The sequence below is a fragment of the Paenibacillus sp. Y859 genome (genome assembly GCF_056786405.1).
On sequence record NZ_JBXCIZ010000018.1, the window covers coordinates 18179 to 29852 of the forward strand.

The 11674-nt window shown below is 42.6% G+C and carries 19 protein-coding genes; all 19 read right to left on the reverse strand.

The window, feature by feature from the left end; genetic code table 11:
- Positions 1-47: 47 nt before the first annotated feature.
- The 19 genes from rplE to AC1TO8_RS22160 all read right to left on the reverse strand — a co-directional run bounded on the left by rplE (position 48) and on the right by AC1TO8_RS22160 (position 11586).
- A complete protein-coding gene (rplE, locus tag AC1TO8_RS22070; protein WP_482057759.1) occupies positions 48-590 on the reverse strand; it encodes a 50S ribosomal protein L5 in 543 nt (180 codons plus the stop codon).
- A gap of 31 nt (positions 591-621) precedes the next feature.
- Complete coding sequence (gene rplX, locus AC1TO8_RS22075) at positions 622-975, reverse strand: 50S ribosomal protein L24 (RefSeq protein ID WP_482057760.1); 354 nt, start codon at positions 973-975, stop codon at positions 622-624.
- 52 nt (positions 976-1027) lie between these two features.
- Positions 1028-1396 carry a 50S ribosomal protein L14 gene (gene rplN / locus AC1TO8_RS22080; protein ID WP_482057761.1) on the reverse strand — a complete coding sequence of 123 codons (369 nt, stop codon included), beginning with the start codon at positions 1394-1396 and terminating at the stop codon, positions 1028-1030.
- A gap of 36 nt (positions 1397-1432) precedes the next feature.
- On the reverse strand, positions 1433-1699 hold the full coding sequence (rpsQ, locus tag AC1TO8_RS22085; RefSeq protein WP_438348977.1) for a 30S ribosomal protein S17: 267 nt from the start codon (positions 1697-1699) through the stop codon (positions 1433-1435).
- Positions 1700-1743: 44 nt separating this feature from the next.
- Positions 1744-1941: a 50S ribosomal protein L29 gene (gene rpmC / locus AC1TO8_RS22090; RefSeq protein WP_438348976.1), complete on the reverse strand. Its 198-nt coding sequence runs from the start codon at positions 1939-1941 to the stop codon at positions 1744-1746.
- Positions 1928-2365: a 50S ribosomal protein L16 gene (gene rplP / locus AC1TO8_RS22095; RefSeq protein ID WP_482057762.1), complete on the reverse strand. Its 438-nt coding sequence runs from the start codon at positions 2363-2365 to the stop codon at positions 1928-1930. The genes rpmC and rplP overlap by 14 nt, the downstream gene beginning before the upstream one ends.
- A gap of 2 nt (positions 2366-2367) precedes the next feature.
- Positions 2368-3033, reverse strand: coding sequence for a 30S ribosomal protein S3 (gene rpsC, locus AC1TO8_RS22100; protein WP_482057763.1), 666 nt, complete (start codon positions 3031-3033; stop codon positions 2368-2370).
- A 14-nt stretch (positions 3034-3047) separates the two neighbouring features.
- Positions 3048-3380, reverse strand: a complete 333-nt coding sequence (rplV, locus tag AC1TO8_RS22105) for a 50S ribosomal protein L22 (protein ID WP_482057764.1) — start codon at positions 3378-3380, stop codon at positions 3048-3050.
- Positions 3381-3415: 35 nt separating this feature from the next.
- Positions 3416-3694, reverse strand: coding sequence for a 30S ribosomal protein S19 (rpsS, locus tag AC1TO8_RS22110; protein WP_482057765.1), 279 nt, complete (start codon positions 3692-3694; stop codon positions 3416-3418).
- 70 nt (positions 3695-3764) lie between these two features.
- A complete protein-coding gene (gene rplB, locus AC1TO8_RS22115) occupies positions 3765-4595 on the reverse strand; it encodes a 50S ribosomal protein L2 (RefSeq protein WP_482057766.1) in 831 nt (276 codons plus the stop codon).
- Positions 4596-4625: 30 nt separating this feature from the next.
- Entirely contained in the window at positions 4626-4919 is a 294-nt protein-coding gene (gene rplW, locus AC1TO8_RS22120) for a 50S ribosomal protein L23 (protein ID WP_482057767.1), read from the reverse strand.
- A complete protein-coding gene (gene rplD, locus AC1TO8_RS22125; RefSeq protein WP_482057768.1) occupies positions 4919-5542 on the reverse strand; it encodes a 50S ribosomal protein L4 in 624 nt (207 codons plus the stop codon). Before rplD ends, rplW begins: the two co-directional genes overlap by 1 nt.
- Positions 5543-5567: 25 nt before the next feature.
- Positions 5568-6191, reverse strand: coding sequence for a 50S ribosomal protein L3 (gene rplC, locus AC1TO8_RS22130; RefSeq protein ID WP_482057769.1), 624 nt, complete (start codon positions 6189-6191; stop codon positions 5568-5570).
- Between the two features lie 40 nt (positions 6192-6231).
- The gene (gene rpsJ / locus AC1TO8_RS22135) at positions 6232-6540 is read right to left on the reverse strand and encodes a 30S ribosomal protein S10 (protein ID WP_102715347.1); all 309 of its coding nucleotides are present in this window, start codon (positions 6538-6540) and stop codon (positions 6232-6234) included.
- Between the two features lie 305 nt (positions 6541-6845).
- On the reverse strand, positions 6846-8036 hold the full coding sequence (tuf, locus tag AC1TO8_RS22140; protein ID WP_482057770.1) for an elongation factor Tu: 1191 nt from the start codon (positions 8034-8036) through the stop codon (positions 6846-6848).
- Between the two features lie 99 nt (positions 8037-8135).
- The gene (gene fusA, locus AC1TO8_RS22145) at positions 8136-10214 is read right to left on the reverse strand and encodes an elongation factor G (protein WP_482057771.1); all 2079 of its coding nucleotides are present in this window, start codon (positions 10212-10214) and stop codon (positions 8136-8138) included.
- A gap of 44 nt (positions 10215-10258) precedes the next feature.
- Entirely contained in the window at positions 10259-10729 is a 471-nt protein-coding gene (gene rpsG, locus AC1TO8_RS22150; protein WP_482057772.1) for a 30S ribosomal protein S7, read from the reverse strand.
- A gap of 45 nt (positions 10730-10774) precedes the next feature.
- Positions 10775-11194: a 30S ribosomal protein S12 gene (gene rpsL, locus AC1TO8_RS22155; RefSeq protein WP_482057773.1), complete on the reverse strand. Its 420-nt coding sequence runs from the start codon at positions 11192-11194 to the stop codon at positions 10775-10777.
- A gap of 140 nt (positions 11195-11334) precedes the next feature.
- A complete protein-coding gene (locus AC1TO8_RS22160) occupies positions 11335-11586 on the reverse strand; it encodes a ribosomal L7Ae/L30e/S12e/Gadd45 family protein (RefSeq protein WP_482057774.1) in 252 nt (83 codons plus the stop codon).
- Between the last annotated feature and the right edge of the window lie 88 nt (positions 11587-11674).

Below are 11674 nucleotides of genomic sequence, written 5' to 3' on the forward strand. Positions count from 1 at the left end.
TTAGACTGACACCTCCTAATAATTTTCGGAGAAATGGATTTGCGAAATTATTTCGCAAAAGGCATTCCCATTTGAGCGAGCAGCTCGCGGGACTCTTCATCAGTATTAGCTGTCGTTACAATAACGATATCCATACCACGAACCTTATCAATCTTATCATATTCAATTTCCGGGAAGATCAATTGTTCTTTAAGACCAAGTGTATAGTTACCGCGGCCATCAAACGATTTGCTTGATACACCGTGGAAGTCACGGACACGAGGAAGAGTAATGCTGAACAATTTGTCCAAGAAATAATACATACGTTCACCGCGTAGAGTTACTTTTACACCGATTGGCATATTTTCGCGCAATTTAAATCCAGCAATGGATTTCTTAGATTTAGTAATAACTGGCTTTTGACCAGAAATCATTTGCATGTCGCTAACAGCGGCATCAAGAACTTTGGAGTTAGAAACGGCTTCACCAACACCCATGTTGATAACAACCTTCTCAACCTTAGGAACTTGCATTACTGTTGTATAGTCGAACTTCTGCATCAAAGCAGGAGTTATTTCGTTCAAGAAACGGTCTTTTAGTCTTACTGCCATGAATTACAAACCTCCTTTCTTCACTAGTCGATTAGTCGATAACTTCTCCGGATTTTTTCGCTACGCGAACCTTTTGTCCGTTATCCAATACTTTGTATCCGATACGAGTTACTTTTCCGCTCTTTGGATCTATATGCATCACGTTCGAAACGTGAATTGCTGCTTCTTGTTCAATGATACCGCCTTGCGGATTAGCTTGGTTCGGCTTTTGGTGTTTCTTCACCATGTTTACACCCTCAACTAACACACGGTTATGACGGGGGTAAGCAGCGATGACACGACCTTTTTTGCCTTTGTCTTTTCCGCTAATCACCATCACTGTATCATCTTTTTTGACGTGCAGCTTGTGGCTATGCGATTCTAGAACTTTTTTCACTTTTGGCATTTATTACACCTCCTGCGGCTTGCTATATGTTGCAAGTTAAAGGTTATTTGGTTTAGATAACTTCTGGAGCCAAGGAAACGATCTTCATGAAATCTCTGTCGCGAAGTTCACGAGCAACAGGTCCAAAAATACGAGTTCCGCGTGGGCTCTTATCGTCCTTAACAACAACTGCTGCATTCTCATCAAATGTGATATATGAACCGTCTTTACGGCGAACCGTACGTCTTGTACGAACTACAACCGCTCTAACAACATCACCCTTTTTGACAACGCCGCCTGGTGTTGCTTGTTTGACAGAACATACGATCAAATCTCCAATTGCAGCTGTACGACGTCCTGTTCCGCCTAGAACTCGGATACACATCAGTTCTTTCGCTCCGGAGTTGTCGGCAACATGCAAACGTGTAAATGGTTGAATCATTTATATTTCCTCCTTTCGAACAAAAGGTACTAGAGTTTAGATAATAATCGCTTTTTCTACGATTTCGACCAATCTCCAGCGTTTATCCTTAGATAGTGGACGTGTTTCCATGATTTTAACAAAATCACCGATTTTCGCAGTATTGTTCTCATCATGCGCTTTAAATTTCTTAGTGTACTTAATGCGCTTGTGATACAAGTTATGCTTTTTATGAGTTTCAATAGCGACAACAATCGTTTTATCCATTTTGTCACTAACTACTTTACCGAATTGTACCTTTCGAGCATTACGTTCTTCACTCATTGTAAGCCTCCTTCCTGAATATAGACAACATCAGTCCGATTCAATTAACTAATCCCAAGTAATCTTTCATGGATAATAGTTTTAGCACGAGCTATTTCTTTACGAACATCACGAATCCGAGTTGGGTTGTCAAGCTGGCCAGTAGCCAGTTGAAAACGAAGATTAAAGAGTTCTTCTTTAAATCCGGATATTTTTTGTTCTATCTCAGCGGAGGTTAAGTTACGAAATTCACTGGCTTTCATTTGCTTCACCACCCACTTCTTCACGTTTTATAAACTTTGTTTTGATTGGAAGCTTATGTGCTGCAAGACGCATTGCTTCGCGAGCAATATCTTCCGGCACTCCACCAAGTTCAAACATGATTTTTCCAGGTTTAACTACTGCTACCCATTTTTCCACGTTACCTTTACCACTACCCATACGAACTTCTAGAGGCTTCTGTGTAATTGGCTTATCCGGGAAAATTTTGATCCATACTTTACCGCCCCGTTTGATGTAACGCGTCATAGCAATACGCGCTGCTTCAATCTGACGGTTCGTAATCCAAGATGGTTCAAGAGCTACTAGACCGTATTCACCGAAGTTCAATTCAGTGCCGCCTTTAGCTTGACCTCTCATATGTCCGCGTTGTTGCTTGCGGTGTTTTACACGTTTTGGTACCAACATGATTAGTTGCCTCCTTCCTGCGCAGCCTGTTTCTTAGCCGTAGGAAGAACCTCTCCACGATAGATCCATACCTTCACTCCGATTAGACCGAAAGTAGTAGCTGCTTCAGCTGTACCATAGTCAATATCAGCACGAAGCGTATGAAGTGGAACAGTTCCTTCGCTGTAGCCTTCTGAACGAGCAATCTCAGCACCGCCAAGACGTCCGCCAACTTGTGTTTTAATCCCTTTTGCACCAGAGCGCATAGTTCTTTGCATTGCTTGTTTCAAAGCACGACGGAATGAAACACGACGTTCCAATTGTTGTGCAATGCTTTCTGCAACTAGAATAGCATCCAGTTCAGGGTGTTTGATTTCCGATATGTTAATATGAACTTTTTTACCATCAGAGATTTTAGTAATTTGGCTACGAAGTACTTCTACTTCAGCACCACCCTTACCAATAACCATACCAGGTTTCGCAGTATGAATAGTAACGTTCACTCGATTAGCAGCTCTTTCAATTTCAATATGGGAGACAGCTGAATCTTTTAATTTAGCCTTAACGTAATCACGAATTTTAAAGTCTTCTACCAATAGAGTACCGAAGTCCTTGCCTGCGAACCACTTTGATTCCCAGTCACGAATAATACCTACACGCAATCCAATCGGATTTACTTTTTGACCCACTCGTTATCCCTCCCTTATTTTTCAGATACCACTAAAGAAATGTGGCTAGTGCGTTTGTTTATTTTACTAGCACGTCCCATCGCACGAGGACGGAAACGTTTCATCGTCGGCCCTTGGTTGACATAAACTTCACTGACAAACAGTTTGTTAATATCTAGTGAATAGTTGTGCTCAGCATTAGCAATCGCTGAATTCAACAACTTTTCCACAACCGGGGAAGCGGCTTTCGGAGTGTGGCGAAGAATTGCGATTGCAGCGCCAACTTCTTTACCACGTATCAAGTCAATTACCAATTGAACTTTACGTGCTGAAATCCGAATAGATTTAGCATGTGCTTTTGCTTCCATTGTGTTACCTCCTCTCAGACAAAGAGCTTAAAATATTATCTTCTTGTTTTCTTATCATCATCCGAATGACTTCTGTAAGTACGAGTTGGAGCGAACTCGCCCAATTTGTGTCCTACCATATCTTCCGTTACATATACAGGAACGTGTTTACGTCCGTCATACACACCGAATGTGTGTCCAATAAATTGTGGGAAAATAGTGGAGCGACGAGACCAAGTCTTAATAACTGCCTTTTTAGCCGAATCTTCCATAACTTCTACTTTTTTCAGCAAGTAACCGTCAACGAAAGGTCCCTTTTTTAAACTTCGACTCATATGTGAATCCTCCCTTCATCAAATCTTCTCGTTACTTTCGCATACTTCACAATGTTATGCACAATGTGCATTATTTTGTGCGGCCACGAACGATATATTTGTCAGAAGCTTTACCTTTTTTACGTGTTTTCCAACCAAGAGTTGGTTTACCCCAAGGTGACAATGGTGATTTACGACCGATTGGAGCACGTCCTTCACCACCACCGTGTGGGTGATCGTTAGGGTTCATAACTACTCCGCGGACTGTTGGACGATTACCCAACCAACGACTACGACCCGCTTTACCAATCTTGATTAGTTCGTGATCCCCATTACCTACAGAACCGATAGTAGCACGGCAAGTTTTAAGAATGTGACGAACTTCACCTGAAGATAAACGTACAGTTACGTACTTTTCTTCTTTACCAAGAAGTTGAGCCTCAGTACCAGCTGCGCGTACCAATTGTCCACCTTTACCTGGTTGCAATTCAATGTTATGAATGACAGTACCTACTGGAATGCTTCCTAGAGGAAGAGCATTACCAATTTTGATATCAGAAGTAGGTCCTGACTCGATTACATCTCCAACCTTCAGACCTTGAGGAGCGATAATGTAACGTTTCTCGCCGTCTGCATAATTGATCAGAGCAATGTTGGAAGTACGGTTCGGATCGTATTCAATCGTAGCAACGCGACCTGGTATGCCGTCTTTAGTCCGTTTAAAGTCAATAATACGGTATTTACGCTTATGTCCGCCGCCGTGGTGACGAACAGTGATTTTACCTTGGTTATTGCGGCCCGCATGTTTGAATAGTGGGCTCAACAAGGATTTCTCCGGTTCGTTTGTAGTTATTTCTTCAAACGTAGACACAGACATATGTCTTCTAGCCGGGGAAGTCGGTTTATACTTTTTGATTGGCACTGAATTTCCCTCCTTACTTTAGCGATTTTATTACTCTACTGCTTCAAAAAATTCTAATGGCTTACTATCTTTGCTAAGCGTTACAATAGCTTTCTTCCATTCTGATCTGTAACCAGAATATTTACCATAACGTTTAGGTTTCTGTGGAACACGCATTGTGTTAACACTTGTTACTTTAACCTTGAAAATAGCTTCAATTGCTTGCTTAATCTCGGTTTTATTAGCACGGAGTTCTACTTCAAAAGCGTACTTCAAGTCGCTCATATATTCGGCCGTACGTTCCGTAATTACTGGACGCTTGATCACATCGCGAGGATCCTTCATTACGCGAACACCTCCTCTACCTTCAGAACTGCTTCCTTCGTAATAATCAACTTGTCGTACAACAGTACGTCAAGGACATTAATGCCGTCCGCAGCTACAAATTTCACACCAGGAATGTTACGAGCAGACAAAGCTACTGTATCATCATAAGCAGGTGTTACAATTAGTGCTTTACGATCGACTTTCAAATTACTCAAAATTGCTGCAAACTCTTTCGTTTTTGGCGAACTCAATGTCAATGCATCCAGAACAATAATATTATTATTGATCACTTTGGAAGACAAAGCAGATTTGATTGCCAAACGACGAACCTTCTTAGGCAGTTTGAAAGTATAACTGCGTGGTGTTGGTCCAAATACCACACCGCCGCCCTTCCACTGTGGCGAACGAATTGATCCTTGACGTGCGCGACCCGTACCTTTTTGTTTCCAAGGTTTACGTCCACCGCCACGTACTTCAGAACGTCCTTTAACTTTGTGAGTACCACGACGTAACGAAGCTCTTTGTAGCAAGACAGCTTGATTCATAACATGGACATTCGGTTCAATACCGAATACCGTGTCACTCAATTCCACTTCTCCTACTTCACTTCCGCCGACATTAAAGAGGACTAATTTGGGCATTGTTGTTTCTCCTTTCTAAAGGTGATTATTTCTTCACCGTTTCTTTAATTTTCAAATAACTGTTTTTAGGTCCTGGAATAGCACCTTTAATGAGTAGAACATTACGTTCCACATCCACTTTAATTACTTCCAGTCTTTGAACAGTAATCGTTGTATGACCCATATGTCCTGCAAGCTTTTTACCTTTAGGAACACGGTTTGCTTGAATGGAACCCATGGAACCTGGTCTACGGTGATAACGAGATCCGTGAGACATTGGCCCGCGGCTTTGTCCCCAGCGTTTAATTACACCTTGGAAACCTTTACCTTTAGAAGTACCTGTTACGTCAACAAATTCACCTACAGTGAATACATCAGCTTTCAATTCTTGACCCACTTCAACAGTTGTGGAGTCAATCCCGCGAATTTCGCGAACGTAGCGCTTAGGCGCAGTGTTTGCCTTTTTCGCATGACCTATTTCAGGTTTGATCGCGTTTCTTTCCTTTTTATCGGAAAAGCCTAGTTGAACTGCTTCATAGCCATCGTTCTCTAGATCTTTCTTTTGCAAAACAACACAAGGTCCTGCTTCAACTACTGTTACAGGAATTACATTACCTTCAGGGGTAAATACTTGAGTCATCCCGAGTTTTTTTCCTAAGATACCTTTCATGTTGACACCTCTTTTCGTTTAAAAATTTCATTGCTTGATATTACAATTTTATTTCAATATCTACACCGGACGGCAGGTCCAAGCGCATTAAGGCATCCACTGTTTGTGGAGTCGGGTTCACAATGTCGATCAAACGCTTATGTGTGCGTTGCTCGAACTGTTCCCGCGAATCCTTATACTTGTGTACCGCACGTAGAACGGTAATGATTTGCTTCTCAGTCGGAAGTGGAATCGGCCCGGATACACTAGCACCCGAACGTTTTGCAGTTTCAACAATTTTCTCAGCGGATTGATCAAGAATTCTGTGATCATAAGCCTTCAAACGAATACGAATCTTTTGTTTTGCCATTTTAGTCCCTCCTTTTATCGCCCAATTTGGTATCGGACATACTCCGCGAAAATTTTCTAACAACCGCTCCATGGCAAAGGGGCCTGGTGTGTCAGTAACCTCTCACTTCATCGCAACGTCTCAGAACAACATTCATTATTATATATAATAGTAAGAGATTATGCAAGTATTATTTCAAACTTATTGAAAAGAAAATGGAGGGTCTTATCCATGGAGGACAAGACCCTCTATTGTAATTGCGTTCACATCACAATGTTGCTCGTTACAGTACACTGTTGCTTATGATTAAAGACCGAAGTCCTTTATTACTTAGTGATAGTTGCAACGGCGCCCGCACCAACAGTACGTCCACCTTCACGAATAGAGAACTTAGTTCCTTCTTCGATCGCGATCGGGTTGATCAATGCAACAGTAACACCGATGTTATCACCAGGCATAACCATTTCAGTACCTTCTGGCAATGAGATAACGCCTGTTACGTCAGTTGTACGGAAGTAGAACTGTGGACGGTAACCTGTGAAGAAAGGCTTATGACGTCCTCCTTCTTCTTTGGACAACACGTAGATTTGTGCAGCGAATTCTGTGTGAGACTTAACAGTACCTGGTTTAGCAAGTACTTGACCACGCTCGATCATTGTACGGTCAACACCACGAAGCAATGCTCCAATGTTGTCACCAGCTTGAGCGGAATCTAGCAATTTACGGAACATTTCCACACCAGTAACAACTGATTTCTTGGATTCTTCAACGATACCGATGATTTCGATTTCTTCTCCGACTTTAACAGTTCCACGCTCTACACGACCTGTAGCAACGGTACCGCGACCAGTGATAGAGAATACGTCCTCGACAGGCATCAAGAATGGTTTGTCAGTGTCACGAACTGGATCTGGTACATAAACGTCGATCACTTCGAACATCTCAACGATCTTCTGAGCCCATTCTCCAGTTGGATTAGCCAATGCTTCACGTGCAGAACCCTTGAAGATAGGAGTATCGTCACCTGGGAAATCATACTCGTTCAACAGGTCACGAACTTCCATTTCAACCAATTCAAGAAGCTCTTCGTCTTCAACAACGTCACATTTGTTCAAGAATACAACGATGTAAGGAACACCAACTTGACGAGACAACAAGATGTGCTCGCGAGTTTGTGGCATCGGACCATCAGCTGCAGATACAACTAGGATAGCCCCGTCCATTTGAGCAGCACCAGTGATCATGTTCTTAACATAGTCGGCGTGACCTGGGCAGTCAACGTGTGCATAGTGACGTGTAGGAGTTTCATATTCAACGTGAGATGTAGAGATTGTGATTCCACGTTCGCGCTCTTCTGGAGCTTTATCGATTTGATCAAACGCGATTGCAGCACCCCCGTAAGTTGTAGACAATACAGTAGTGATTGCAGCAGTCAAAGTCGTTTTACCGTGATCGACGTGACCAATAGTACCGATATTTACGTGTGTTTTATTACGTTCAAATTTAGCCTTTGCCATTTTAAATACATCCTCCTTCAATATATAAATTGTTTATGTTCATACATCGCAGAGCTAGGCAGGTTCACCTTTAACTCCGTTCTGTATGGAAAACTTGAATTATTCTTCACCTTTATGCTTCGCAGCAATTTCTTCGGAGATACTCTTCGGAACTTCTTCATAATGAGAAAGCTCCATTGAGAACACACCGCGTCCTTGCGTACCAGAGCGAAGCGTTGTTGAGTATCCGAACATTTCGGAAAGAGGAACCTTAGCACGAACAACCTGTGCTCCTGCACGAGCGTCCATACCTTCAATCCGTCCTCGACGGGAACTCAGAAGACCCATTACATCACCCATGTACTCTTCAGGCACTGTAACTTCTACCTTCATGATTGGCTCAAGAAGAACTGGCTTACACTTATCTTTAGCAGCTTTGAGCGCTAGAGAACCAGCAACCTTAAACGCCATTTCATTGGAATCGACATCATGGTAAGAACCATCAACGATAGTTGCTTTAACGTCCACAAGCGGGAAGCCTGCAATGACACCATTCTTCATTCCTTCTTCAATTCCTGCAAGAGCTGGAGCGACATATTCTCTAGGAACAGATCCACCGACAACCTTGCTTTCGAATTGGTTACCAGTACCTGCTTCAAGTGGTTCGAATTCAACCCATACGTGACCGTATTGACCACGACCACCGGACTGACGTACGAACTTACCTTCTACACGTGCTGGCGTACGGAATGTTTCACGATAAGCAACCTGTGGTTTACCCACATTGGTTTCGACTTTGAATTCACGACGCATACGCTCGATGATGATGTCTAGGTGAAGCTCACCCATCCCTGCCAGAATCGTCTGGCCTGTCTCTTCATCTGTATGTGCACGTAATGTTGGATCCTCTTCAGTCAATTTACCGAGAGCTACACCCAACTTATCTTGGTCTGCTTTAGTTTTAGGTTCAACTGCAATAGAGATAACTGGATCCGGGAAGTCCATTGATTCAAGAATTACCGGGAATTTCTCATCACATAGTGTATCACCTGTACTTGTATCTTTCAAACCTACAGCTGAAGCAATATCTCCACAGTAAACTATGGAAATTTCTTGACGGCTGTTGGCATGCATTTGAAGGATACGTCCGATCCGTTCGCGTTTACCTTTCGTTGCATTCAGTACATATGATCCAGAATTCAATACACCGGAATATACACGGAAGAACGTAAGTTTACCCACGTAAGGGTCAGTCATAATTTTAAATGCAAGCGCTGAGAATGGCTCATTATCATCAGAATGACGAACAGTTTCTGTACCATCTTCCAAATGACCAATAATAGCTGGTACATCGGTTGGTGCTGGAAGATAATCAACAACAGCATCCATCATTAGCTGAACTCCCTTGTTGCGATAAGAAGATCCACAGATAACTGGGAATATCTTCGTATCAACAACACCTTTACGAAGTGCCGCTTTTATTTCTGGAATTGTGATTTCTTCACCTTCAAGAAACTTCATTGTCAAATCTTCGTCCAACTCTGCCACTTTTTCGACTAGTTCTGCACGAAGTTCTTCTGCTTGAGCTTTATACTCTTCTGGTATTTCAACAACTTCGATATTTTGACCCATATCATCTTTATACATATGAGCTTTTTGCTCAATTAGGTCAATAATACCGATGAAGTTATTCTCTGCACCAATTGGCAATTGAATAGCTACCGCATTCGCACGAAGACGATCACGCATAGCATCAATTACGTTTAGAAACTCAGCACCAATGATATCCATCTTGTTCACGTATGCAATACGTGGTACGCCATAACGGTCAGCCTGTCTCCATACGGTTTCGGACTGAGGTTCTACGCCCTCTTTTGCACTGAACACACCTACTGCCCCATCCAACACACGAAGAGACCGTTCAACTTCAACTGTGAAGTCAACGTGTCCCGGGGTATCAATGATATTGACGCGGTGACCTTTCCAAGAAGCGGTCGTAGCTGCGGAAGTAATCGTAATTCCGCGCTCTTGTTCTTGTTCCATCCAGTCCATAGTCGCAGCACCTTCGTGTGTTTCACCGATTTTGTGCGTTATGCCTGTATAGTACAAGATTCGCTCCGTGGTAGTTGTTTTACCTGCGTCAATATGAGCCATGATCCCAATATTACGTGTATTATTCAAGGAGAACTCTCTTGTCATAAAAATAGTCTCCCTTCAACATCTCGTTTATTATAAAACAAATTCTACCAACGGTAGTGAGCAAACGCTTTGTTCGCTTCAGCCATTTTATGTGTATCTTCGCGCTTCTTAACAGCAGCGCCTGTGTTGTTGGAAGCATCAATAATTTCTGCTGCCAAACGTTCTTCCATTGTCTTCTCTCCGCGGTTGCGAGAGTAGTTCACGAGCCAACGTAGACCTAAAGCTGTACGTCTCTCAGGTTTCACTTCTAGTGGTACCTGGTAAGTAGAACCTCCTACACGACGAGCTTTAACTTCTAGAACTGGCATGATATTCTTGATAGCAGCCTCAAACACTTCCATCGGATCTTTCTCCGTACGTTCTTGAATAAGCTTGAACGCATTGTATAGAATTGTTGCAGCAGTACCTCTCTTACCATCCAACATGATGCGGTTGATTAGACGTGTAACTAACTTGCTGTTATACAACGGATCTGGTAATACGTCTCTTTTAGTAACTGGACCCTTGCGTGGCATGGATATCCCCCTTTCTTAAATCATTGAACCCTTCAGGATTCACTATTATTTTTTGACTTTCGGACGTTTCGTACCGTACTTGGAACGAGCTTGCATCCGATTGTTAACACCTGCAGTATCAAGTGCACCACGAACGATGTGATAACGTACTCCTGCAAGGTCCTTCACTTTTCCTCCACGAACCAATACGACACTGTGCTCTTGCAAGTTGTGTCCGATTCCTGGAATATAAGCAGTCACCTCTATGCGATTCGTCAAACGAACACGGGCATATTTACGAAGTGCGGAGTTTGGTTTACGTGGAGTCATTGTACCTACACGAGTGCAAACGCCACGTTTTTGCGGAGCCGTTAATCCAGTCTCTTCACGCTTCAAAGCGTTATACCCTTTATGCAATGCTGGGGATTTAGACTTGTAAATCTTGGATTGGCGTCCTTTACGAACTAGCTGATTAATTGTTGGCATTTTGTTGCCACCCCCTTCCCATATTAATGTCCCTTTATAACCTTTCCCAAGTCCACAGAGCCAGGCGGTTCATAAAAAGACAAATGAAAAGTTCTTGCCGAAAGAATATCTCTCCTCCGTAACAAAAACGTCTCTCAAAACTATTGTTTAATGACGGCAGCCATTGCTGCACCCACTTCAATGCTGCATGCTTCGCCCAATTCAACCATGGTATCCACATACGTTATGTTCACACTATGCTTCTCGCATAGCGCTACAATCTTTGAAATAAGCCGTTGATCCGCATCTAATGCTACATAAACATCTGTAGCTTGGCCTAACTCCACAGTTCTTGTGGTTTGTTTAGTACCGATTCGAACATGAAGATCCTGCAATCCTTTATCATTAGACATCTTTACGATTCCTCCAAAAGAACAGGCATGACGAAACTACTCGTGCACCTATGATATATTAGCACCCAATATTAATGATGTCAAGAAG